We start from the raw sequence: 23110 nt of genomic DNA, 5'->3' as shown, positions 1-23110 counted from the left end.
CTCACGAGATCAGCCGGTACGCCCACGGGTGGGCACGGAGCCACACGTTCAGCTTGCCGATCCACCGCATGTGCGCCGTCCGTAACGACGGCGGCACCACAACACCGACAACGCGAACCACACCACAGAACCGCCTGAACCGGCGCTCGTCAGCATCCGTCCACTGTAGACCAAGCTGCTCCCGCAAAGCCGACGGCAACGTCGCCCGGATCAAGAAAAGCTGCCCCGCGGCCTGCGCGTTCCGCATCCGAGGCCACCACCGATCCGGCAGCCACCGCACGGGTTTCGGCACGGTGCGGATGGTCTCGAACAACGTCGTCATCGTCTCGTTCGGCCGGAACGACGCGACCATCTCGTCGTAGTACCGCTCGAACGCGGCCCAGTCCGCCGGCAGATCCCGCTGCCGCACCCCGAGGACCCGGCCGATGTCGCACATCTGCGCGTAGTACTCGTCAAGCTCGGCACAACTCAACGGACGACCGAAAAACCGTTGCACATCAACCGGAACCTTCACCAACGTCGCATGCACCCACGCATACGCGCCAGGGTCGAGACCGCTGTACCGCCGCCCATCGGCCACCCCGGTGAACGTCCGATGCAGCTCCCGCAACCGCGAAGCCTCGAACCGTGCGCCCGAAGCACCGCCGTACACGTAGATCGACAGCGAAGCCCCGGTGCGCATCAACCGCGTCCACGGGTCCTCGGTGTAGTTCGAGTGGTCCCGCACCCCGGCCGCGACCACGGGGTGCGCCACCTGCAGCACCAGCACCTGCCCCGCCAGCAGCAAGTCGCGGAAGTCGCCGAAGTACCGCCAGGCGGCGGTGCCCCGCACGACCGGCGGCCCCACGTCAGGCTCCGCGCAGCAGCATCATCAGCGGCTCGGCGGCCGGCACGTCGGTGCCCGTCGACAGCCGGCGCAGCTGCAGCCCGGCGATGAGCGCGACGACGGGACCGGCCACCCGCGCGGGATCGGCCACGCCGAGCGCACGCAAGATCGTCGTGGCCAGATCGTCGTACGCGGCGAAGCAGCGCGCGGACGCTTCGCGCAGCCCGGGGTCGCGCGCGGCTTGGAGATACAGCTCGTGAGGCGCGAGGTCGTCGGTGCCGAACGGCAACTGCTCGATCACGTGCTCCACCACGGCAGCGGCCTGCTCGAGGCTGAGGCCGTCGGCTCGGTGCGCGTCGGCGATCGCGGCGAGTTTCGCCGTTTCCTCCTCGGCGAACAGCAGCATCGCCTCGCGCAGGAGCTCCGTCTGGCTGGGGAAGTGGTAGGTCAGCGTGCCGAGCGAGACGGCCGCGGCGGCCACGATGCGCCGGTTGGTGAGCCCGCCGACGCCTTGCTCGCCGACGACCTCGAGCGTCGCCCGCAGGATCGCGTCGCGGGTGTTCACCACACCCTTGCGGGCCGGCGCAGGTGCCACCGTTGGACCTCTTCCAGTTGCGCGGCAACGGAGATCAGCCGCTCCTCGGCGTGCGAGGGACCCAGCAGCTGGGCGCCGAGGGGGAGCCCGTCCGCCGTCTGCCCGGCCGGGACGTTGATCCCCGGCCAGCCCAGCACGTTCCACGGCCAAGCGTAGGGGCATGCGGCGATCATCGTCTGGTCGGTGCGCCAGCCGGTGAGACCGTCGAACGCGCCGGTCTTCGGCGGCGGCGTCGCGGTGGTCGGGGTGAGCAGCACGTCGACGCGTCCGAACACCGACCCGATGCGGCGCTGCAGCGCGGGTTCGAGCGCGCGGGCGAGTTTCAACACACCGGCGAGGACGGTGCCCTGCTGCGCATTGCCGCGAGTGCGCGGGTCGAGCTTGGCCTTCTCGGGCACGCGAGCGGCCCAGTCGCGCACGCCGGTGAGCGAGCGCGGCAGGAAGGTGAGCCCGATGAGCCCGTAGCCGGGGTCGATCTCGACGATCTCGTGGCCCAGGTCCGCGAGTGCCTCTGCGGTGTTGCGCACGGCCGCTTCGACCACCGGGTCGAGGGTGGTTTTCGTTGCGGTGAAAGGAATCCTCGTCGACAGCCCGATGCGCAGCCGGCCGGGTTCCCGGCGGGCCGCACTGCGGAAGGTGCTGTCGGAGCCCGTGGTGACATCGAGCAGGGTCGCCGCGTCGGCGACGGTCCGGGCGAGCGGCCCGAGCACGGTGAGGCCGTGGAACAACTCTCCGCCCAGCGGCACGCGTCCGCGCTGCGTCTTGATGCCGACGAGCCCCGTCCACGCCGCCGGGATGCGCACCGATCCGGCGCCGTCCGAGCCGAGCGCCGCCGCGACCACGCCGCCGGCCACCGCGGCCGCCGAGCCGCCGGAGGACCCGCCGGGCGTGTGGTCGGGGTGCCAGGGGTTGCGCGTGACCCCGAACGCCTGCCCTTCCGTGAACGGCCATTGCCCCAGCTCAGGCGTGTTCGTCTTGCCGATGATCACGGCGCCGGCCCGCTTGAGCAGCCCGACGGCCGGCGCGTCCTGCGTCGCGGCGGGGAAGTCGCCCGCGCAGCCGAACGCCGTCGGCAGGCCCGCGAGGTCCACGTCGTCCTTGACCGCGACGGGCACGCCCAGCAACGGCGTCCGGTCACCTCGCGCCCGTCGTCGATCGGCTTCTTCGGCCTCGACGAGGGCTGCTTCGTCCCGGATCCGGCGGAAGGCGTTCAGTACAGGTTGGCTCGCGTGCGCCTCTGCCAGGGCCGCGGCCGTGAGCGCCACGGACGTCGTTTCGCCTGCTTCAAGCGCCGCCACCTGCTCGGAGACGGTCGTGAACGCGACTGCGCTGATCTCAGAAGCCCTGACGGTCATCGGGCCACCCCCGAGGTTCTCGTTCGTTCGAACGAACGTTACCACCGGACTGTGATTCCGGCTCCCTGGTTCGACAGCCGCCCTGCCCGAGGCCGACGATTGTGCCCAATCCCGGCACCAGCCCGCCCCAGCACCACGGAGGATCGATGACGTTCGACTTCGACCGGTTTCCCGTTTTCGACGCGTTCCCGCGGGCGGGGCTCGGCAGCGGACCGACGCCGCTGCTCGCGGCGCCGCGGCTGGGCGAGGCGCTCGGGCTGCCGCGGCTGATGCTCAAGCGCGATGACGTGCACCCACTCGGCGTCGGGGGCAACAAGCTGCGCAAACTCGACTTCCACCTCGGTGCGGCGCTTGCGGCCGGCGCCGACACGGTGATCACCTTCGGCGCTCTGCAGACCAACCACGGACGCCAGACCGCGGCCGCGTGTGCGCGGCTCGGGCTGCGCTGCGAGCTCGTGCTCACGGCGAAGGTGCCGCGCGAGGGCGAGGCCTACGAGCACTCCGGCAACATCCCGCTCGACCTGCTCTTCGGCGCCCGCGTGCACATCTGCGCCACGGCCGAAGAAGCCGAGCGCACGTACGAAGAGCTGCTCGCGTCGGCCGACTATGAGGGCCGCAAGGTCTTCACCGTCCCCGTCGGCGGGTCCGACGCGCTCGGCACTCTCGGCTACGTCGCCGCGTCCCACGAGCTCGCGCAGCAGCTCTCGGCGCTCGGCCTCGACACCGCGCGCATCGTCGCGCCCCACGCGAGCGGCGGCACGTCCGCCGGCCTCGCCCTCGGCACGGCGCTGCTCGGCAACCTCGGCGCCGATTTCGCGTGCGTGAGCCACCCGCTCGACGAGGCCACCGACAACCTCACGCACCTCGTCACCTCGGCCGCGCAGCTGCTCGGCGTCGACACGCCGTCGCTCGACCACGTGCGCATGAGCGACTCCACCATGGGCGAGGGCTACGGCATCCCGGCGCCCTCGACGTGGGGCGCGCTGCGGCTGTTCGGCCGCACCGAAGGCGTAGTGCTGGACCCGGTCTACTCCGGCAAGGCCGCCGCCGCGCTCGTCGAATGGGCGGCCGACGGCCGGTTCGACCCGGAGGAGACGGTGGTGTTCGTGCACACCGGTGGCCTGCCCGGGCTGTACGGCTATGCGCCGGAGTTCGTCGCCGCGATGCAGGAGTGAGTCAGTCCCGTGCGGTGGCCGGTTGCAGCTCGGCCGCCGCGCGGGTGGCGTCGACCCGAACCGCCACGCGGATCAAGCCCAGCAGCAGCACGACGTCGGCGACGAGCATCAACCGTTGCGTGGCCCCGACCGGTAGCAGTTCGGTGACGGTGTGGACTCCCAGCCCGGCCTCGTCGAGGCGCGCGAACAGGAAACTCACGCCGAACACCACCAAAACGGCCACTCCGAACCGCAGCCACCGCGCCAAGAGTGCGCGTTCGGCCGTGCCGCGCAACGGTTCCAGCAATGTCAGCGCCGCGGCCGGCAGGCTCGCGAACGCCACCACACACGAGTACAGGTGGATCTCGCCGCTCGCCAGATCCGGGTGCGGCGGGTAGCTCGCCGGAAACACCGCGGCCGTTGCCAAACCCAAGGCCCACAACGAAATCAGCACCCGCGTGGTCCGCGGCAGCGGCACGCCACCGGCGGCCAGGCAGCCGAGCACGGCCAGTGAACCGACGGCGAGCGCCAGCACGCTCGCGCTCAGCAGGCCGGGGTCGGTGGTGGTGTAGCTGGACAACGTGTCGTGGATCGGGTCGTGCGAGCTGATCACGTGCATCAGGGTGATCGTGAACAGCCCCCACCCGATCGCCACCAGCGCGCCCGTCCGCCAGATCCGCAACCCCCGTGAAATCCCCATGGTCCCCAGCGTCGCGGGGTTGGCGCGATCCGTGATCCGGGATCACCCTGAATTCGACCCCTATTCGACCGCGCTGGTGAATTCCGCGAGAACCAGCGCCTGGTCGTCGTGGCGCTTCGCGCGCGGCCAGCGCGAACCGTCGGGATCCTGCGTTTCCGCAGTTCGCACGACATCCAGCACCGCGTTCGGACCGCTCGCGCGAGCCAGCCGCAGGACGTCGGGCCAGCCGAAGAGCCCGTAGTCGTCGACCCCGGTGGACACGCCGTCGGTGGCGAGCAGCACGGCGTCGACCTCAGGGCGGGGCCACGAGCGCCGCACGGCCTTCGACGCCGCGGCGGGATCGGCTTCGGCGACCCAGAAGCCGCCCTCGGCGTTGCGCCGGCGGCGGACGTCGGCGCCGGTCTGGAGCAGGCCGCCGTCGCGCAGGGAGACCAGCCGGTCGTCGGCCACGACGTCCACCCCGAACTGTCCGAACGCGACAACCGGACTGTCCGCCAGCACAAGGGATTCGACCTCGGCCGCGTCCCAGCGCAGGATCGACACGGTGCTCGACGGCGAGTGCCCGGGCTCCAGCCCGTGCTCCGCCGCGACACCGGCGATGGACGACGCCAGCGCGACGGCGAGGTCCTCCTTGGGACTTTCTCTCAGCTCGTCCGCCAGCCGGCGCACCAGCAGGTTCGCGTACCAGCCGCCGGGCGGCAGGTCCGGGCTCGGTGACGTGGCGCCGTCCAGCAGCAGCACGGCGTTGTCCAGCACCACGACGTGGTCTTCGCTCGCGCGAGGCAGGCCGTCCGCGCCTACTCCCGCGCGCTCCGCGATCGCGATCTCGGGCATCACCCGATGCTAACCCGAACGCCTGACCACGACCGGCCTGTCAACTTCAGTTGACAATCGCGACGCTGTCAACCTAGATTGACAGCATGACTGAAGCAACAGACCTGGCCGCGAGGGCGGGCGACCGTGATCCCCGGGTGGGGCTTCGCGCGGTCGCGGCGCTTCGTCGGCTCCTGGAACAACTCGAAGCCGTGCAGGTGCGCAGCGCCCGCGTGCACGGCTGGTCCTGGCAGGAGATCGCCGCCGAGCTGGGGGTCAGCCGGCAGGCCGTCCACAAGAAGTACGGGAGGCACTGATGTTCGAACGGTTCACGCTCGACGCGCGGCTGGCCGTGGTCGAGGCCCAGATCGTGGCGCGCGAAGCCGGTGCACGGCAGATCGAGCTCACCGACGTGCTGGCCGGGCTCGCGCGCACCGAGAACGGCGCCGGCCTGCGGCTGCTGGAAGAGCTCGGCGTGTCGCGCGAGGACGTGCTCGCGGAGCTCGACCGCATCCGCCGGCGCGGCGGGATCAGCGACGCCGACGTGGCCGCGCTCACCGAATTCGGCATCGACGTGGAGCAGATCGTCGAGCGCGTCGAGGAGACCCACGGCCCGGGCGCGCTCGCCGGTGGTGGCAGACGCGCCAAACGCGGCCACATCCCGTTCGCCGCCGACGCGAAGCGCACGATGGAGCTCAGCCTGTGCGAAGCCGTGAAGCTGGGAGACAAACACCTCGGCCAGGAGCACCTGTTGCTCGCGCTCGTGCAGCAGAAGGGCCCGGTGCCCGACCTGCTGGCCGCCCACGGCGTCGACTACGTGTCGGTGCGCCGCGTGGTGGCGCAGCGGGAGGCCGGCTAGTGCTGCTGCTCTTCGCGGCGCCCGGTCCGCCACGTGACCAGCGGCAACAGGGCCTGCGTGAGCGGTCCGATCGTGACGGCGTAGAGCACGGTTCCGACCCCGAAGGTGCCACCGAGCAGCCAGCCGACGGCGAGCACGGTCACCTCGATCCCGGTGCGCACCAGCCGAACCGACCAGCCGGTGCGCGCGGTGAGGCCGGTCATCAGCCCGTCGCGCGGCCCCGGGCCGAGGCGGGTCCCGACGTACACGGCGGTGGCCACGGCGTTGAGCACCCCGCCGCCGACGAGCAGCAGGATCTGGAGCGCGAGCGCGTGCTGGTCGGGCAGCACCGCGCGCACGGCGTCGACGGTCACGGAGATCACCACGACGTTGGCCACGGTGCCGATGCCGGGCCGCTGGCGTAGCGGGATCCACAGGAGCAGCACGAACACCGACGCGATGGCCGTGACCGTGCCGAAGCTCAATCCGGTGAGCTTGGTGATGCCCTCGTGGAGCACGTCCCACGGGTCGAGGCCGAGGTGGGCGCGGGTGAGCATGGCCATGCTGGCGCCGTAGAGCGCGAGCCCGGCCAGGAGCTGGGCACCACGGCGGACGGGTGCCCGGCGGACGCTGAGGGGACTGAGGTCGAGAACTGCCACTTCTCCACTATCGGTGACAAGTGGACTGGTAATCCATGGCCAATGTCGGATAATTGGTCTTATGACTTCGCATCTTCCGCTGGGTAGCCGCGTCTCTGGCACCCGATTGGCCGTGTTGCTGGGGGAGTGGCGTCGGCGCGGCTCTCGGCAGGGCGCGGCGGATCTGGCCGCGGCCGTCGAGCTTCAGGTGCTCGACGGCCAGCTCCCCCTCGGCACTCGGCTGCCCGCGGAACGCGAGCTCGCCGACGCCCTCGGCGTCAGCCGCACGCTCATCGGCGCGGCGCTGGACCGGCTGCGTTCCATCGGTGTCGTGGCGAGCCGCCGCGGCGCCGGTTCGTGGATCTCGGGTGCCGGCCACCGTTCGGCGGCGCCGGCCCAGCACGAACGCGACGGTCTGATCGACCTCGCGCGCGCTGCGCCACCCGCGTTGCCCGGCCTGATCAACGCCGTCGACGCCGCGCGGCTCGACCTCGTGGAGCACCTGAGCGGCAACGGCTACCTCACCGGCGGGCTGCCGCTGCTGCGCGAGCGGATCGCCGAGCGCTACACCGCGCGTGGCCTGCCGACGTCTCCCGACCAGGTGATGCTGACGGCCGGCGCGTACTCGGCTTTCGTGCTGTGCCTGCGCATGCTGGCCGGCCCCGGCGACCGCGTGCTGGTGGAGCAGCCGACGTATCCCAACGCGATCGACGCCGTGCGCGCCGCCCACGCGTTGCCGGTGCCGGTGGCACTCGACCCCGTGCGCGGCTGGGACCTCACCGGCATCGAGGCCGCGCTGCGCCAGGCGTCGCCGCGGTTCGGCTACCTCGTGGTCGACTTTCAGAACCCCACGGGCCTGCGCCTCGACGCGGCCGGCCGAGAACGCCTCGGCGGTCTGCTGGCGCGCTCGCGCACGCCCGTGGTGGTCGACGAATCGTTGGTGGAGCTGGATTACGAGGGCGATCCGCTCGACGCGCCGCCGCCGCTGGCCGCGTTCGCGGGCGACTTGGCCCTGACGGTCGGTTCGGCCGCGAAGTCGCAGTGGGGCGGGCTGCGGCTGGGCTGGATCCGCGCGTCGGCCGAGCTGCTCGACCGGCTGCTGTCGTCGCGCTTCGCCGTGGACCTGGGGGCGCCGGTGTTCGACCAGCTGGTGCTGGCTTCGCTGTTGGAGCCGGAGGGGTACGCGGCCTTGGCCCAGCGCCGCGTGGATTTCCGGCTGCAGCGCGATTCCCTGATCGACGCCGTGCACGCCTACTGTCCTGAGTGGACGTTCGAGGTCCCGCCCGGCGGCCTTTCGCTGTGGTGCCGCCTGCCCGAACCGATGAGCACGCGCCTCGCCGTCTCCGCGGCGAACCACGGCGTGCAACTGGCGCCCGCCTCGCGTTTCGGCGTACACGGTGGCCTCGAACGCTGGCTGCGCCTGCCGTTCGGCCTGCCACCCGATCAGCTGTTGGAGGCCGTGCGGCGGCTGAGCCTGGCCGTCGAGTCGGTGCGCGGCTACGCGGACGTGCCGGCGGCGAACGTGCCGGTGACCTGAGGTTCGGGTTTCCCTCGAAACAGGGCCACAACGATAAACAGCCGGTGCACCGGATGTTCCAACCACTCCAGGGATGGTGGTGGTCGCATCCGGCGCACCGGCTGTTCGTCACCCGCTCCGTTCAGAGCGGGCACCGCGGCGGCTTCCCGGCACAGCCCCTCGACGTGCCGGGAAGCGCCGACGGCTCAGGCGGGCTTCGGTTGGCGCAGGTTCCCGCTCGGCGCGGTGAGCGGGAACCTCCGGAGCACGCCCGTTGTGGGTCCCGGCGCCGCGGGGGCAGCGCGGCGCCGGGACCAGGACCCGATCCGGCCGGGCGCGGTCGGCCGGTCGGGAAGGCTGGTCGTACGCATGGATCGCCCCTTGTCGAATGATTGTGCGAAAGGGTGAGCCAGGCGCAGCGAACGGGCGCGCGCTCCAAGAAGTTGATCTTGGTTTGGACGTGGCTCTCCCCGGTGGACCGGGTGCCGGTCAGTCCGGGGAGGTGGTGGGCAGGGCTGCGTCCCTGCCCGCGCCGTCGACCTCGTGGTCGCGGCTGACGCCGATCAGCTTGAGCTGCGTGGTGGTCACGCTGTCCCCGACGACGGCGAACGGCTGCCGCGCGCCGCCCGAGCCGTCGTGGCCCGGGTTGGCGGTGGTGGTCGGCGCGACGGGCGCGCTGGGCGCCGCGGGCAGGCCACCGCCGCCCCCACTGCCGCCGCCACCTGTGACGCCGACGTGGGAGTTCTCGTTGTTCGCGTGCTGCGCGCCGGTGCTGCGCTGCTGCGCGGGAATCAGGTGCACGACACTCGGGTAGTGCACCAGAGCGGCCGTCTTGGGCACGGTCACCGGCGCCGGCTGAGGCACCACCGCCGGAACCGCGGCGCTCACCACTTCACCGGGCTGGACCGTCAGCTCGGGCACGGTCGCCGTGACCCCGCCACTCACCGTCCCACCCGAGAACACCGGCCCGAGCACATCCCCGATCGGGATCAACGGCGGCGCGTCATCCCCACCCGGCACCGTCGTGACCGGCGGCAACACGGTCTCCCCGACGTCGTCCACGGTTCCGACCACGCCGGTGATCGAGTGCACCGTGTTGTCGACCAGGCCGAGCGCACCGCCGAGCAATCCGCCCAGCAGCCCACCCTGTTCCTGCGACGGCGTGGCGCGCAGAGGTGCTTCGGTGTCGGCGCTGGGATCCGTGGCGGTGCTGGAGTTGGTCGCTGTGGTGTCAGTGCTGGGATCCGTGGCAGTGCTGGGGCTGGTGGCCGTGGTGTCGGTGGCGGACTGGTCGGTCGCGCTGTGGTGGGTCTCGTCGCAGCCGCCGGTGCCGTGCTGCTTCGCCCCGCCTGACCCATCGGGCACGACCTCGGCGGAGCCGGCGTCGGTGCCGCCCTGGCTCGTGCCGGTCGTGGCAGCGGAGTCGGTGCTGCTGCCGGAATTGGCGGGTGTCGCGGCGTGGTCTGACCCGCTCGCGTCGAGAGCGCTCATCGTGGCAGCGGAGTCGGTGCTGTCGCCGGAATCGGCGGGTGTCGCAGCGTGGTTTGACCCGCTAATACCGGCAGAGCTCGTGTCCGAGGCGCTCGTGTCGGCGGCGCTCGTGTCGGAAGTGTCCGTTGTGGCAGCGGCCGCGGTGGTGCCCCGGCTCGAAGTCGCGGCCGAGCCCGAACCCTTGCTGTGACCGGAAGTTCTCGCAGCACCCGAGTCCGTAGTGGACCCGGTCCAAACGCCGTGCCAAGGATGTCCGCGCGGCTCTCGACGGTGCTCCCGAGCCTCGCCGTGCCCGGTGTGCCCCGGCGCGGTCGCCACGGTGTTCCCTGACGCGTCCCCGCCGTGCGGCTGTTCCGCCGCCTCCGCGCCGGCTCCGGCGACCAACGCGCCGAGCAGCCACCCGGCCAACGTCAACCCGCCTGCCAGCGCGATCCGCGCGGCCGGCCTCGCCAACGGGGCCGCCCACGGCCGCGGCCTGCGCACCGAATCGAGGCCGCTCGAACCCGAGCCCGTCGCCGGAGCGCCGGCGGGCGGAAGCGCAGAAGCCACAACAGCGGAAGCCACAACAGCGGAAGCCACAACAGCGGAAGCCACAACGGCAGGAGCCACAACGGCAGGAGCCACAACGGCGGGAGCCGGTCCGGGATCAGCGCTGCTCACGAGTGGTGCGTCGGTGCGTGCGGCTGCCGTGTCGATCACGCCACCACCACCGTCCGCGCCTGAAGCTCATGCGGCTACCGCACGAGACTGATCCAACTGGGGTTCTTCTCCGGCCAGGTCGCAGTTCCCCCGGGGCTGCACTCTTTCTAGCACCGGTCGCGAGTGTTTCATCTTCCCTGCGTTCGATCCACCCCGTAAGGCGGAACGGACTTACCGGCTCCGGTGTCCGATCAGCCGAAGTTGATCACTCAGCGTGTGCCCGGTGGGACCCTCTGCGGCCATCCGGGCGGATCCCCGCACGGCTGCTGACCTGATGTTTCATTCCAAAACCATACTCTCGGTATCGCATCACTAACACATCGTCGACGAATCTGGAGCGTAACCGCCTCGCAACTCGTTATTCGGTAACCGCAGTGGTCAGACGAGTTTGCGCAGTCGCCCGACGGCCTCGTCGATGACTTCGTTCCGCTTGCAGAACGCGAAACGCAGCAGGTGTTTCCACTCGTCCGGGTGATCTGTGAACACCTTCACGGGCACGGCCGCGACGCCGACGCGTTCGGGCAGCTTCCACGCCAGCTCGGCGGCGTCGGTGAAACCGAGCGGGCGGACGTCGGCTGTCACGAAGTACGTGCCGCTGCTGGGGCGAACGGCGAAACCCGCGTCCGCGAGTCCGGCCGACAGCCGGTCGCGCTTGTCCTGCAGGCTCGTCCGCAGCTCTTCCACCCACGGCAGCTCGTGGTCCAGCGCGTACGCCACCGCCGGCTGCAACGGCCCGCCCGAGACGAAAGTGATGAACTGCTTCGCCGCCTTGACCGCGGCCACGAGCTCGGGCGTCGAGCAGACCCAGCCGATCTTCCAGCCGGTGCAGTTGAACGTCTTGCCGGCACTGGAGATCGACACCGTCCGCTCGCGCATGCCGGGCAACGTGGCGAGCGGGATGTGCGACGCGTCGTCGAACACGAGGTGTTCGTAGACCTCGTCGGTCACCGCGATGAGGTCGTGCTCCACGCACAGCGCCGCCACGGCCTCCAGCTGCGCGCGCGAGAACACGGTGCCGGTCGGGTTGTGCGGCGAGTTCAGCAGCACCGCGCGGGTGCGCGGAGTGATGGCGTCGCGCAGGGCGTCGAGGTCGAGCTCGAGGCGCCCGTCGGCCGTCTCGACCAGGCCGATCACGCGCCGCTGGGCGCCGGCCATCGCGACGGCCGCGGCGTAGGAGTCGTAGTACGGCTCGACCACGATCACCTCGTCGCCGGCCTCGGTCAACGCGATGAGCGCGGCCGTGATGGCCTCGGTCGCACCCGCCGTGACCAGGACTTCGGTGTCCGGGTCGTACTCGGTGCCGTAGCGCAGCCGGTGCCGCGCGATGGCGGCGCGCAGCTCGGGGCGACCCGGGCCCGGCGGGTACTGGTTGTCGCCGCCGAACAGGGAGTTCTTCGCCGCTTCGAGCATGCCGGCGGGCCCGTCGGTGTCGGGAAAACCCTGGCCGAGGTTCACGGCGCCGTGCTTCACGGCGAGCGCCGTCATCTCGGCGAAGATCGTCGCGGTGAAGGGGCGGAGGCGAGGGACGAGAGCTGGTTCACGCACGAAAACGCATCCTCACGGACAATGGCGTCGTGGAGCAACTCACCCCAGCCAAGGTCACGCCCGCAGACCCGCCCGGTGGCGCCGCCGGTGACGCGGAAAAACGGCGCGGCTTGCGGAGGATGAAGCAGGTCGCGCTGTCCTTCCTCCTCGGCGCCACGGTCGTCTTCCTGCTCACGAGCTGGGCGGAGTCGGCCGGCTGGCCCGCGTGGGTCGGCTACGTGAAGGCGGCCGCCGAGGCCGGCATGGTCGGCGCGCTCGCCGACTGGTTCGCCGTCACCGCGCTCTTCCGCCACCCGCTGGGCCTGCGGATCCCGCACACGGCGATCATCCCGAACAAGAAAGACCAGCTCGGCAACAGCCTGGGCGATTTCGTCGGCTCGAACTTCCTCTCCGAGGACGTGATCCGCGACAAGCTCAAGCGCGTCGAGATTTCGCGCCGCCTCGGCGGGTGGCTTTCGCAGCCCGACAACGCGGAGCGCGTGACGTCGGAGCTGGCCACGGTCGTGCGCGGCGCCGTCACGGTCCTGCGCGACGAGGACGTGCAGGCGATCATGGAACAGGCCGTGGTCAAGCGCATCGTCGACCGGCCGTGGGGCCCGCCGCTGGGCAAGATCCTCGCGGGCGTGTTCGAGGACGGCGCGCACCACAAGCTCGTGGACCTGATGTGCGACCGGGCCTACGAGTGGGTGCGCGACAACCACCAGGCGATGCTGCGGGTCGTCTCCGACCGCGCGCCGAGCTGGTCGCCGAAGTTCGTCGACGAGATGCTGGCGGACAAGGTCTACGGCGAGGTGCTGTCGTTCGCGTGGGCCGTGAAGACCGACGTGAACCACCCGATGCGCCTGGCGCTGGACAAGTTCCTCGGCGAGTTCGCGCAGGATCTGCAGAACGACCCGAAGACCATGGAGCGCGCCGAGCAGATCAAGGGTCAGATCGTGCACCACGACGAGGTGCAGAAGCTGATCGGCAACGCGTGGGCCACGGCGAAGGAGATGCTGCTCAACGCGGCCGAGGACCCGTCGAGCGAGCTGCGCCGGCGCGTGCGCGCGGGCCTGCAGTCGCTCGGCGAGCGGCTGATCGCGGACGACTCGCTGGCGTCGAAGGTGGACAGCTGGGTCGAGGGCGCCGCCGCGTACCTGGTGAAGAACTACTCGAAGGAGATCACCACGATCATCACCGACACCGTCGAGCGCTGGGACGCCGAGGAGACGTCGCGGAAGATCGAGCTCCAGGTGGGTCGCGACCTGCAGTTCATCCGGATCAACGGCGCGGTGGTGGGCGCGTTGGCCGGTCTGGTGATCTACACGGTGGCGCAGCTGCTGTTCTGACCTGGGCTTTTCTTGGTTTTCTCGGTGTTGTTCCGTGCTTTGCGATTGTCGGAGCGTGGCCATTCATGCGCAGCCGGTGCGTATACCACACCCGGGGGACCTTCAAACCAGTTGTCCACAGGAAGCTGAGTTATCCCCCGGGTTATCCACAACTTTTCACGGATCTGGCCTAATGCTCATCCACAAGGTGTGGGGATCCGGTGCGGCTGCACGTGCATATCTGGTGGCTGTGCATGAGTTGTCCACAGGTGCTCAGTTGTGCACACCCGTCGCGCGGGCGCGCCAGGTCCGGGCCTTCTCGCGGTTGCCGCAGACGCGCATGGAGCACCACGTGCGCGAGCGGTTGCGGGACTCGTCGTAGAAGGCTTCGAGGCAGTCGTCGGCCGGGCAGATCTTGAGCCGGACCCAGTCGCCGCGGATGGAGAGCCGGGTGGCGGCGACCAGCACCGCGGACACGGCGGTTGTCCCCAGGAGCTGCGGGCCTTGGTTGTTCAGCGAGAACGTCAGCGGGACTTCGAGCTGTTCCTGGGGGAGCCGCGGATCTCCGACGGCGGCGCGCAGCCCGTCGCGGATGGCGCGGGCTTCTTCCGCGCTGCTCGGGGAGACGCCGCGTTCGGCTGACCAGTGTTGCCACAGTCCGGGGTCGTCCAGCAGGTCCTCGCCGCGCTCGATGTCGACGGTGTTGAGGAAGTCCACCACCAGGATCGCGTCGGTGTGCACGCAACCAGTGTACGAGCGAGGGTGGTTGCTTCGTCGGCTGATAACTCCCATAATCCGAATACCGGTTACTGGAGGGAGACGCGATCATGGGTGCTGTTCCGACGTTCGGCTCGACCGTCTTCGACTGCCCGGACCCCGCCGCGCTCGCCGGCTTCTACCGCGCGGTGCTCGACTGGCCCGAGCCCGCGGTGCGCGCGGACGGCTCCTGGGCCCGGCTCGTCAACCCGACCGGCGGCGCGCGCTTGGAGTTTCAGCAGGTGACGGACTACCGCGCGCCCGAGTGGCCCTCGGCTTCGCAGCCCCAGCAGGCCCATCTCGACCTGGACGTGGACGACCTGGAAGCCGCGCACACCCGTGTGCTCTCCCTGGGCGCCAAACTGCTCGACGACTCGCCCTCGACCTTCCGCGTCTACGCCGATCCGGTGGGTCATCCGTTCTGCCTGTGCGCCTGCTGACGCGCCGGGCGGAATCTGCGTAGTCTCGGATGCGTGATTTGTCCGAAGTGTCAGAACCGGATGCGGACCGTCGACAAGAACGGCATCCACATCGAACAGTGCGAGGCGTGCCGGGGGATCTTCTTGGACCACGGTGAGCTGGAGCAAATCGCCGGGGCCGAGAGCTCGTACTACGGCGTGGCGCAGCCACCGCCGCGCTACGGGCGGGCGGACTCGCCGCGCCCGTACCGGGGCGGGCATGGCGACTCGCCGAAGCCCTATCGCGGCGGTGGGTATTCGGATTCGCCGCGGCCCTATGGCGGTGGTGGGGGGTACTCGGACTCGCCGCGGCCCTACGGCGGGCATCGCGGCTACGCGGACTCACCTCGCCCCCACGGGGGTCACCGCAAACGCGGCTTCCTCGAGAACCTGTTCGACTGAGTTGCCTTCCGTCGATCAGGGTCCCGGCACGGGCTCGGCGCCGGCTCTTCGGCCGGAGCCTGGCGCGGGCGAGGCACGTGAGGGGCCTCCCTTTCTTGCGGGATCTGGCTCAGGTTCGGTGCCCGTCCTCGTTGCGGCCTCGGGTCCCGCGCCTGAACCCGGTCGGAGACCCGCATCGGACCCGGTGCGGGTCTCGGGTCGGCAGCCAGGCGCGCTGCCTGGGCTCGATCTGATGGCCGCTCCGGGCTCGGACCCGGCCCTCGGCCCGGACTCGGCCCTCGGTTCGGCTCCCGACGCGGGCGAGGCACGCGAGGTGTCTCCCATTGATTCGGGATCTGGCTCAGGTTCGGCGCCCGCCCTCGTTGCAGCCTCGGGTCCAGCGCCTGAACTCGGTCGGAGACCCGCGTCGGACCCGGTGCTCGCTCCTGGTCCGGCGCCCGGCGCGGGCCGGGTGTCCGCCTCGGGTGCGGTGTCCACTCTTGATCCGGTACCTGGCCTCGACCTGCGGATTTGTCCCGCGTGCGGCGATCGTGCCGACCGCCCGCGGGTCGAGGGTGCGGTGGTGGAGTGTGTGCTCTGTGGACACCGGTGGCCGTTCCGGCGGCTGCCGCTGTTCGCGCTCACGGGCCCGAGCGGCGGGGGCAAGTCCACTGTCGGCCCGGCGCTGGCCGCGCGGCTGGCCGGGGATGCGGTGGTGCTGGAACAGGACGTCCTGTGGACGGGCGCCCTCCGCGACGACATCCCGGCCTTCCGCGCGGCCTGGCTCCGCATGGCGGCGATGCTGCACCAGAACGGCCGGCCGGTCGTGCTGTGCGGCACCGTCGCCCCGCAGGAAATCGAGCCTCTGCCGGAACGCACCTTCTTCTCCGACGTGCACTACCTCGCCCTCGTCGCCGACGACGCGGCCCTTCGCAAACGCTTGCGCGCCCGCCCCGCGTGGCGCGAATGGGACGAGCCGCGCATCGACGAGATGCTCGAGTTCAACCAGTGGATCCGCACCCAGGTCCCGCACCTCGACACGACCGCCACCCCGCTCGATGACGTGGTCACCCAAGTGGAGAAGTGGGTTAGGTCGAACCTGATCGGCTGACCGGCCAGTGGGGCGGGTGAGGTCGGACCTGGCTTCCGGGTTCTGGCGGCGGCGGCGGTTAGGTCGAACCTGATCGCCTGGCTGCGCAGTGGGGATGGGCTGGGTCGGACCTGGTTCGGGGTGTGGGCGGCGGGTGCGGGTGGGTCGAACCTGGCCGCCGGGCTGCGCAGCGGGATGGGCGAGGTCGGACCTGGCTTCCGGGTGCGGGCGGCGGGCGCGGGTGGGTCGGGCCTCACTGCCGGGCTGCCCAGCGGGATGGGCTGGGTCGGACCTAGCTTCCAGGCGCTGGAGGCGGAGGTGGATAGGTCGAACCCTGCCCGCGAAGCGCCTGCGCAGGCTGTTGATTGGGCCGAACCCAACCGCGAGCGATCTACGCTAGGCCGACCCCGGCAACCGTCCACAGCCCCCCGCCGGCTGGGCCGGACCTACTGACTTGTCCACAAGCACAGCGAACACCGTTGGGTCCGACCTAACCCAACTCCCACCGAAGCCCATCCGGCTCATCCAGCCAGAACTCCTGCCGCGAACCATCCACGGTCAGGCCGAAGCGGTCGCGCTCGGGGCGGCCCAGGGAGTCCCACAAGACGAGGGCGCGCTCGGCGAGGTCCCACAAGCCGCGGGGGCCGCCTTGGGCGGTTTCGAACGTGTCGCCGTGGGTGCGGAAGCGGGCCCACGAGCCGTCGGGGTGGGTGAGGGCGAAGGGGCCCGCATGGGGGTCACCCGAGGAAATCGCGTCGGTCGAGCCGTCGGGGAGTTCGCGGACCGGGTGGACGCCCGGGAGTTCCAAGGAGGCGAAGAACTCGAACTTCAAGTGCGGCTTCAGCAGCAAATCAACCGGCAGCCGCGTCGGCCGCCAATCCGCAGAAGCGGGCGAAGGCAGGGCAGCCGGAGCCGGAAGGCGGTGGGCGCGCAGGGGCATGAAGCGACCGTCGCGGGCCAGAACCCGCCCGTGGCCCGTCGCGCCCGAGCCGGCGACCAGCCGGACCAGCCCCGCGCCCAGCGGCCGGTTCAACGTCGTGACCACGAGACCGCCCGGCACCGTCTGCTCAAGCCAGGCCGGCGGCACCGAAGAAACCGAGGCCGTACACAGCACCCGGTCGAACAGAACCCCGGCCGGAAACCCGAGCGCCCCATCGCCAACCTCGCACGACGGCGCGTACCCCGCTTCCTGCAGATGCCCACGCGCAGCCGAAACCAGCCCCGCATCCACGTCCATAGTGGACACCGAACCCGACCCGCAACGATGGCTCAGCAGAGCTGCGTTGTACCCCGTCCCGGTCCCGATCTCCAGCACCCGCTGCCGGTCCTCCACGCGGAGCTCCTCGAGCATGATCGCCATGATCGCGGGCATGCTCGAAGAACTTGTCGGCACTCCGTCGATCGGCCCGTCGCGCCGAGCCTTGTCCCACAGGGACGAATCGTCGTCGAGCTGAGTCACCAGCACGTCGGGGGAGTAGACCCGCTCCAGCCACCCCGGATCGTCACGTTCGACAGCCGCCCAGCCCTCGTCGACGCGCGTGAAGAACCGCGGCAGGAACACGTGGCGCGGCACGCTGCGAAAAGCCTCGACCCACTTCGGGTCGTGCAGCACGTCCTCGTCGACCAGGTGCTTGACCAGCCTGCGGCGCAATCGCTGAGTCGCCATGGGACCACCGTAGCCGGGTGAGCGGAACCACACCCACTAGTGCAAGCAGAGTGCTTGCAATAGCTAGCACGTCCGCGTACGGTCGGAAGTGTCGCGAGGAGGTGACCGGATGACAGAACCCGGCGGGGCCCAAAACCCGATCGAGAAGGTCGCGGACATCGCCTCCGACATCGGCGAGTACATCCGCCAGCAGCGGAGTTCGGCGAAGATTTCGTTGCGCCAGTTGTCGAAGCTCGCCGGCGTGTCCAATCCGTACCTGAGCCAGATCGAGCGCGGGGTCCGCAAACCCAGCGCGGAGATCCTGCAGCAGATCGCCAAAGGTCTGCGGATTTCGGCCGAAGCGCTTTACGTGCAGGCGGGAATCCTCGACGTGCCCACGGGAGGCCCGGTCGGCGACGCGATTCGCGCCGACACCGCGCTGACCGAGCGGCAAAAGCAGGTTCTGCTCGACGTCTACGAGTCCTTCCGGCGGGAGAACGCCGCCGGCACGCCCGCTGAGCCACCGGCAACCACCAAGACCACCCACGACACCACAGAGGAGTCGGCATGACCTCGCCCAAGACCGAGGATGTCCGCAAGGCCGTCAGCACCGCCATCGACCAGGTCCGCACCCCGCTGCTCGCCGCACTCGGCGCCGGCAACCTCGCGAGCCAGGCCGTGACCGACGCCGTCGCGAAGGCCCGCAAGAGCGGCGAGAACGCCCGCAAGAACCTCGAAGAGCTGCCCACCGACGTCGAGAGCCTCCGCGGCAAGCTCGACCCGGCCGAGCTGCGCAAGGTCATCGACGAGTACACCGAGGCCGCGCTCAAGCTCTACAACAAGCTGGCCGAGTCCGGCGAGCAGACCTGGGACAAGATCTCCGCGCAGCCGCAGGTGAAGAAGGCCCTCGACCAGCTCGAGGACGCGCTGACCACCGCGCAGGAGCGCGTGGACGGCCTGGCCGGCGAGACCCGCGAGCGCGTCGACGGCGTGCTGGCCAAGGTCACCAAGCGCACCCGCTCCGCCGGCGAGAAGGCCGCCCGCAAGGTGACCGAGGTCGCCGACGAGACCGCCGAAGCCGTCGAGGACCTCGGCGACGACCTCGCCCACGAGACCCGCTCGGTCGCCCGCAAGACCGCCAACCGCACGGCGCCGAAGACCGCTTCGCCCGCCCGCCGCACCACCACGACGGTCGCGAAGAAGCCGGCCGCCGCGCCGAAGACCGAGAAGTAAGCCCGAGAACGACACCAGCCCGCTCCCGGCGCGCCGCACCGACAGGTCGGCCGCCGGGGAGCGGGCTTCTCGCGGTTCGGGTGGCAGGAGCGGCAACGCCGGGGCCGCTTCCACCCGCCGGGCCGGCGAGGTCGGTCACCAGGTGGCCCGCTCCCGATGGCCGGCAACGAGGGATGGCCGCCTTTTCGGACGCGCGCGACAACCCTGCCCGTTCGCCGGGCAGCCGCTCGCGATGGCGGACAAACGGGGACGGGCCGCTTTCCGGCCGCGGTACGACCCGGGCAGCCGGTCGCGATGGTCGAGAAGCAGATGCGGATTCCGCCGTACTGCGTGGCGCGACCCCGCCTTTTCGCCGGGCAGGCGCGTTCACGAGAGCAGAGAACGGGCCGGCGCCCGCGGCTGACTCGGTGGCTGGGCATGCCCCGGGCCGAGTCCCGCCGTAAGGCCGGCAACGGTGGGACCGCGTTCTCGCGACTGCCGCGGACGCCCGCCCCGGTTCAAAAGCCGGACCGAGGAGCCCGTTCCCCACCCGCCACACCACCGCATCGGCAACCCGAAGCACAGGGCCGAACGCAAAATCCCCACCAGGACAGAGAACTAGGTCACACCACCCCTACGTCCCGGCGCCAGTGAAGTGCCGGGCCATCGGCGCGTTGGGTGGTTTGCCGTAAGCTGACGCCCGTGCTGGTTGCCGTTTGGATCCTTCAGGTCATCCACTGGGGCAGCGCCTTGGTCGGGCTTTTCGCCTTCGTTCACGCGCTGCTGCAGCGCTCCGACGCGTACCAGGCGGCGGACCGCAGGACCAAGCCGATCTGGTTGCTGATCACCGGCGGCGCGACGCTCGCGATGGTCCTGTTCGGCAGTAACGTCAGCGGTGCCGGGTTCATCTTCTGGGTGCCCGCGATGGCCGCCGCGCTCGTGTACATCGTGGATGTGCGGCCGCGGCTCATCGAGGTGCAGCGAGGCAACCGCAACTGGTAGCGGGCCCACGCGTAGATTCGAATGCGTGACCACCTGGACCATCGCCGGGAGCCTCACGGTCGTCCCCGCGCCCACCCGCATCGACCTGCTCGCCGAACCCGTCGCGAAGGCGCTCGCCGCCCTCGCGGAGCCCGACGCGGTCGGCGTCACGGAGATCGATCCCGAGCTCGCCGACACCGCGGCCTTCTGCGAGACCTACGGCTCGCCGCTCGACGCGTCGGCCAACTGTGTCGTCGTCGCCGGCAAGCGCGCCGGCGAGGTGCGTTTCGCGGCGGCCCTCGTGCTCGCTACCACGCGCGCCGACGTGAACGGCGTGATCAAGCGCCGTCTCGACGTGCGCAAGGCGTCCTTCGCGCCCATGGACGAAGCCGTGTCCCTCACCGGCATGGAGTACGGCGGCATCACGCCCGTCGGCCTGCCCGCCGAGTGGCCGATCCTCATCGACGCCCGCGTGGCCGCCGCGCCGGAGCTCGTGATCGGCAGCGGCATCCGCGGCAGCAAGCTCCTCATCTCCGGCGCCGCCCTGCAGACGCTCCCCAACGCCGAGGTCATCGAGGACCTCGCCCGGTGACGTCCGTCTGGCTGCGCTACCTGACCGGCGAGGACATCGACAGCCTCGGCATCACCGACGCCGACATCGTGGGCGCCGTCGAGGACGTGCTGGCCGACCACGGCCGCGGCGACGTCGTGTTCGAGCCGCGCACGCACCTCGTGCCCGACAACGGCGGCAAGGGCCACTTCAACATCCTGCGCGGCCACCTCTCGGCCAAACAGGTCAGCGGCGTGAAGGTGGTCGGCGACTTCGTCGGCAACTTCGAACGCGGCCTGCCCAGCGAGATGGCCCTGATCCTCCTGCTCGACCCCGAGACGGGCATGCCGCGCGCGATCGTCGACGGCACCATGATCACCGAGGCCCGCACGGGCGCGATGACGGCCGTCGGCGCGAAACACCTGGCGCGGCCGGGTTCGAAGGTGCTCGGCCACGTCGGCGCGCGCGGCACGGCGTGGTGGAACGTGGTGCTGCTCGACTCGATCTTCGACTTCGACGAGATTCGCGTGACGAGCAAGCGCCCGGAATCACGCGAGGACTTCGCCCGACGGCTGAGCGAACACCTCGGCAAGAACGTCCACGTCCGCGAAACCGCCGCCGAAACCCTCGACGGCGCCGACGTGCTCGTCGAAGCATCCCGCCTGACGGAGCCGGAAGCGCTGGTGCGCAAGGAGTACCTGCGGCCCGGCGCGTTCCTCGTGCCCTACGGCACCATCAGCGCCCTCGAGCTCACGCTGCTCGACGCCGTGGACAAGGTCGTGGTCGACAACTGGCGCGAGTCGCAGTCGGGCAACCCCCGCTTCGGCGCCCTGCGGCCCCACCTCAACGCCGGGCTGCTCACCGAAACCGGTGTCCACGCCGAGATCGGCGACGTCGTCGCGGGCAACCGCCCCGGCCGCGAAAGCGACGACGAGCGCATCCTCTTCTGGCACCGCGGACTGTCCACAACGGACGTCGCCGTCGCGCACATGATCCTGCAGCGCGCGGAAGCGGCGGACGTCGGCACGATGCTGCCGTACCGGTGATCGTCCGCGAGCCCGCCGACGTCCTGGCGGCCGGCAGCGAGCCGGGGGAACCCCTCGAACTGCACCCGGACCTGCTCACGCACGTCAAAGAGAACCGCGCCGCGATGCTGGCCGTGCTCGACGCCGCCGACGGCCCGGTCTACGGCGTCAACACCGGCATGGGCCGCCTCGCCGGCGTCAAGCTCACCGTCGCCCAGCAGTCCGAGCACCAGCACAACCTGCTGGTCGGCCGCGCCGTCGGCGGTCCGCCGTGGCTGTCCGCGGAGCTCACCCGCGCGTTGCTGCTCATGCGCCTGCGCAGCTTTCTGAAGCCCGAGACGGCGGTGAGCCCGGAGCTCGTCACGTTCCTCACCGATCGCCTCAACGACGGTTTCCTGCCCGCTGTCCCGCGTGGCGGCCTGGGCAGCGCCGGGGAGATCATCCCGCTCGCGCACGCGTTCCAGACGTTCGTCGGCCTCGGCTCCGTGCTGGAGGACGGCGTGCTCACACCGGCCGCGACCGCGCTGGCGCGCAGGGGTGTCGAGCCCTTCAAGCTCGGTCCCAAGGAAGGCGCGAGCCTGATCCAGGGCGCACCGCTGGCGCATGCGGACGCGTGGCTCGGCGCCCGGCGTGCCGAACAGCTGCTCGACCTGCAGACGCAGTGCGCCGCGATCGCCGTCGACGCCATGGGCGCGCCGCACGCGATCTACCGCTTCGAGGCGTCGGCGCGGTTCCAGGAGCTCATCGCCGGCGCCGAGCCGCGCGCCGGCGTGGTGCAGGCGCCGGTCTCCGTGCGGGCCGGGCCCCGCGTGCTCGGCCTGCTGGCCCGGACGATCGCGGACCTGCGCACCGAACTGGCCACGGACTGGGCGTCGCTCACCGATTCGCCGTCCTTTGTGGATGGTGAGTTCGTGACGACCACCGGCTACCACGCGGCCGGCCTCGGCCTTCGCATGGACGCGCTGAAGGCCGTGCTCGTCCACGTCGCCGAGATCGCGGTGCAGCGCCTGCACCGGCTGCTCGACCCGCAGTTCAGCGGGCTGCCGGCGCAGCTCGCCGTCGACCCGGGACCGCAGGCGGGGCTCGTCCCGTTGCACAAACGCGCGGTCGGCGAGCTGCACGCGCTGCGCCGCCTGGCCACGCCCGCCACCCTCGGCTCACTCGACACGTCGGCGGGTCAGGAGGACGTGCAGGCCTTCGCGTGGGCCGCGGGCGCCGAACTCCACGACGCCCTCGCGCACCTGACCGCGATCACGGCGTGCGAGCTGATCGCCGGCGCGCAGGCCCGCTACCTGCGCGGCAAGGGCGCGCCCGCGCTGGAGCCGCTCTACGCGTGGATCGCCGAACGCGTCGAACCCCTCGAAACCGACCGCTCGCTGGGGCCGGAGATCACGCGGCTGATCGAGGACCTCGGCTAGCGGTCAACCACAAGGCCGTTCGTTGACGGGTTCGCCCTGATCGTCGAATTCCAGGACGGTTGGCGAAGATCGCGAACAGGAACTTCATCTGGCTCGGAGAGCAGCGCCGTCCGTTCA

25 protein-coding genes are annotated in these 23110 nt (G+C 70.8%); 15 read left to right on the top strand and 10 right to left on the bottom strand.

Annotation, left to right across the window (positions count from 1 at the left end; all coding sequences use genetic code 11):
• Position 1: 1 nt before the first annotated feature.
• Genes AB0M56_RS06405 through AB0M56_RS06395 form a run of 3 tightly spaced genes read right to left on the bottom strand, consistent with a single transcriptional unit; the run spans position 2 to position 2776 of the window.
• Positions 2–847 (bottom strand): oxygenase MpaB family protein, encoded by an 846-nt coding sequence (locus AB0M56_RS06405; protein ID WP_364171664.1) that lies wholly within the window; start codon positions 845–847, stop codon positions 2–4.
• A 1-nt stretch (position 848) separates the two neighbouring features.
• Complete coding sequence (locus tag AB0M56_RS06400) at positions 849–1421, bottom strand: TetR family transcriptional regulator (protein WP_364171662.1); 573 nt, start codon at positions 1419–1421, stop codon at positions 849–851.
• On the bottom strand, positions 1388–2776 hold the full coding sequence (locus AB0M56_RS06395; protein ID WP_364171660.1) for an amidase: 1389 nt from the start codon (positions 2774–2776) through the stop codon (positions 1388–1390). The genes AB0M56_RS06400 and AB0M56_RS06395 overlap by 34 nt, the downstream gene beginning before the upstream one ends.
• Before the next feature lie 146 nt (positions 2777–2922).
• Here AB0M56_RS06395 and AB0M56_RS06390 point away from each other — a divergent pair, with 146 nt between their 5' ends.
• Positions 2923–3951: a D-cysteine desulfhydrase family protein gene (locus AB0M56_RS06390; RefSeq protein ID WP_364171658.1), complete on the top strand. Its 1029-nt coding sequence runs from the start codon at positions 2923–2925 to the stop codon at positions 3949–3951.
• Between the two features lies 1 nt (position 3952).
• On the opposite strand, the gene AB0M56_RS06385 is transcribed toward AB0M56_RS06390, so the two are convergent.
• Positions 3953–4630 (bottom strand): DUF998 domain-containing protein, encoded by a 678-nt coding sequence (locus AB0M56_RS06385; protein ID WP_364171656.1) that lies wholly within the window; start codon positions 4628–4630, stop codon positions 3953–3955.
• A 60-nt stretch (positions 4631–4690) separates the two neighbouring features.
• Entirely contained in the window at positions 4691–5464 is a 774-nt protein-coding gene (locus tag AB0M56_RS06380; RefSeq protein ID WP_364171654.1) for a hypothetical protein, read from the bottom strand.
• Between the two features lie 86 nt (positions 5465–5550).
• Between AB0M56_RS06380 and AB0M56_RS06375 the strand changes: the two genes are divergently transcribed.
• Together AB0M56_RS06375 and AB0M56_RS06370 are read left to right on the top strand one after the other, a co-directional pair.
• The gene (locus tag AB0M56_RS06375) at positions 5551–5760 is read left to right on the top strand and encodes a sigma factor-like helix-turn-helix DNA-binding protein (RefSeq protein WP_004559389.1); all 210 of its coding nucleotides are present in this window, start codon (positions 5551–5553) and stop codon (positions 5758–5760) included.
• Positions 5760–6302, top strand: a complete 543-nt coding sequence (locus AB0M56_RS06370) for a Clp protease N-terminal domain-containing protein (RefSeq protein WP_364171652.1) — start codon at positions 5760–5762, stop codon at positions 6300–6302. Before AB0M56_RS06375 ends, AB0M56_RS06370 begins: the two co-directional genes overlap by 1 nt.
• Here AB0M56_RS06370 and AB0M56_RS06365 read toward each other — a convergent pair.
• Entirely contained in the window at positions 6299–6940 is a 642-nt protein-coding gene (locus AB0M56_RS06365; protein ID WP_364171650.1) for a hypothetical protein, read from the bottom strand. The genes AB0M56_RS06370 and AB0M56_RS06365 overlap by 4 nt on opposite strands.
• Positions 6941–7001: 61 nt before the next feature.
• Between AB0M56_RS06365 and AB0M56_RS06360 the strand changes: the two genes are divergently transcribed.
• Positions 7002–8456, top strand: a complete 1455-nt coding sequence (locus AB0M56_RS06360; protein WP_364171649.1) for a PLP-dependent aminotransferase family protein — start codon at positions 7002–7004, stop codon at positions 8454–8456.
• Positions 8457–8924: 468 nt separating this feature from the next.
• Here the strand turns inward: AB0M56_RS06360 and AB0M56_RS06355 are convergent, their stop codons facing one another.
• On the bottom strand, positions 8925–9926 hold the full coding sequence (locus tag AB0M56_RS06355) for a hypothetical protein (RefSeq protein WP_364171647.1): 1002 nt from the start codon (positions 9924–9926) through the stop codon (positions 8925–8927).
• Between the two features lies 1 nt (position 9927).
• On the opposite strand from AB0M56_RS06355, the gene AB0M56_RS06350 reads away from it, so the two are divergent.
• Positions 9928–10116, top strand: coding sequence for a hypothetical protein (locus AB0M56_RS06350; protein WP_364171645.1), 189 nt, complete (start codon positions 9928–9930; stop codon positions 10114–10116).
• Positions 10117–11003: 887 nt separating this feature from the next.
• On the opposite strand, the gene AB0M56_RS06345 is transcribed toward AB0M56_RS06350, so the two are convergent.
• A complete protein-coding gene (locus tag AB0M56_RS06345) occupies positions 11004–12170 on the bottom strand; it encodes a pyridoxal phosphate-dependent aminotransferase (protein WP_364171643.1) in 1167 nt (388 codons plus the stop codon).
• A gap of 29 nt (positions 12171–12199) precedes the next feature.
• Here AB0M56_RS06345 and AB0M56_RS06340 point away from each other — a divergent pair, with 29 nt between their 5' ends.
• On the top strand, positions 12200–13498 hold the full coding sequence (locus tag AB0M56_RS06340; RefSeq protein ID WP_364171641.1) for a DUF445 family protein: 1299 nt from the start codon (positions 12200–12202) through the stop codon (positions 13496–13498).
• Positions 13499–13750: 252 nt separating this feature from the next.
• Here the strand turns inward: AB0M56_RS06340 and AB0M56_RS06335 are convergent, their stop codons facing one another.
• Positions 13751–14218, bottom strand: coding sequence for a CGNR zinc finger domain-containing protein (locus AB0M56_RS06335; RefSeq protein WP_364171639.1), 468 nt, complete (start codon positions 14216–14218; stop codon positions 13751–13753).
• 86 nt (positions 14219–14304) lie between these two features.
• Here AB0M56_RS06335 and AB0M56_RS06330 point away from each other — a divergent pair, with 86 nt between their 5' ends.
• The 3 genes from AB0M56_RS06330 (at position 14305) to AB0M56_RS06320 (ending at position 16183) form a co-directional block, all read left to right on the top strand.
• On the top strand, positions 14305–14673 hold the full coding sequence (locus tag AB0M56_RS06330; protein WP_364171637.1) for a VOC family protein: 369 nt from the start codon (positions 14305–14307) through the stop codon (positions 14671–14673).
• 33 nt (positions 14674–14706) lie between these two features.
• On the top strand, positions 14707–15093 hold the full coding sequence (locus AB0M56_RS06325) for a zf-TFIIB domain-containing protein (RefSeq protein ID WP_364171635.1): 387 nt from the start codon (positions 14707–14709) through the stop codon (positions 15091–15093).
• A gap of 469 nt (positions 15094–15562) precedes the next feature.
• Entirely contained in the window at positions 15563–16183 is a 621-nt protein-coding gene (locus tag AB0M56_RS06320; RefSeq protein ID WP_364171633.1) for an AAA family ATPase, read from the top strand.
• 469 nt (positions 16184–16652) lie between these two features.
• Here AB0M56_RS06320 and AB0M56_RS06315 read toward each other — a convergent pair whose 3' ends face one another.
• Positions 16653–17828: a methyltransferase domain-containing protein gene (locus AB0M56_RS06315; protein ID WP_364171631.1), complete on the bottom strand. Its 1176-nt coding sequence runs from the start codon at positions 17826–17828 to the stop codon at positions 16653–16655.
• A 109-nt stretch (positions 17829–17937) separates the two neighbouring features.
• Between AB0M56_RS06315 and AB0M56_RS06310 the strand changes: the two genes are divergently transcribed.
• From AB0M56_RS06310 to AB0M56_RS06285, 6 genes are all read left to right on the top strand, one after another.
• The gene (locus AB0M56_RS06310) at positions 17938–18378 is read left to right on the top strand and encodes a helix-turn-helix transcriptional regulator (RefSeq protein WP_364171629.1); all 441 of its coding nucleotides are present in this window, start codon (positions 17938–17940) and stop codon (positions 18376–18378) included.
• On the top strand, positions 18375–19040 hold the full coding sequence (locus AB0M56_RS06305) for a hypothetical protein (protein ID WP_364171627.1): 666 nt from the start codon (positions 18375–18377) through the stop codon (positions 19038–19040). The genes AB0M56_RS06310 and AB0M56_RS06305 overlap by 4 nt, the downstream gene beginning before the upstream one ends.
• 681 nt (positions 19041–19721) lie before the next feature.
• Positions 19722–20021, top strand: coding sequence for a DUF2516 family protein (locus tag AB0M56_RS06300; protein WP_364171625.1), 300 nt, complete (start codon positions 19722–19724; stop codon positions 20019–20021).
• Between the two features lie 25 nt (positions 20022–20046).
• Positions 20047–20592 (top strand): YbaK/EbsC family protein, encoded by a 546-nt coding sequence (locus AB0M56_RS06295; protein WP_364171623.1) that lies wholly within the window; start codon positions 20047–20049, stop codon positions 20590–20592.
• Positions 20589–21596: an ornithine cyclodeaminase family protein gene (locus tag AB0M56_RS06290; RefSeq protein ID WP_364171621.1), complete on the top strand. Its 1008-nt coding sequence runs from the start codon at positions 20589–20591 to the stop codon at positions 21594–21596. The genes AB0M56_RS06295 and AB0M56_RS06290 overlap by 4 nt, the downstream gene beginning before the upstream one ends.
• On the top strand, positions 21596–22993 hold the full coding sequence (locus AB0M56_RS06285) for an aromatic amino acid lyase (RefSeq protein WP_364172003.1): 1398 nt from the start codon (positions 21596–21598) through the stop codon (positions 22991–22993). Before AB0M56_RS06290 ends, AB0M56_RS06285 begins: the two co-directional genes overlap by 1 nt.
• The last annotated feature ends 117 nt before the right edge of the window (positions 22994–23110 follow it).

Origin of the sequence: Amycolatopsis sp. NPDC051372, from assembly GCF_040682095.1 — a bacterium.
GTDB lineage: Bacteria > Actinomycetota > Actinomycetes > Mycobacteriales > Pseudonocardiaceae > Amycolatopsis.
Note: the sequence above shows the minus strand (reverse complement) of the source record. Positions and strands in the feature narration are given on the sequence as shown.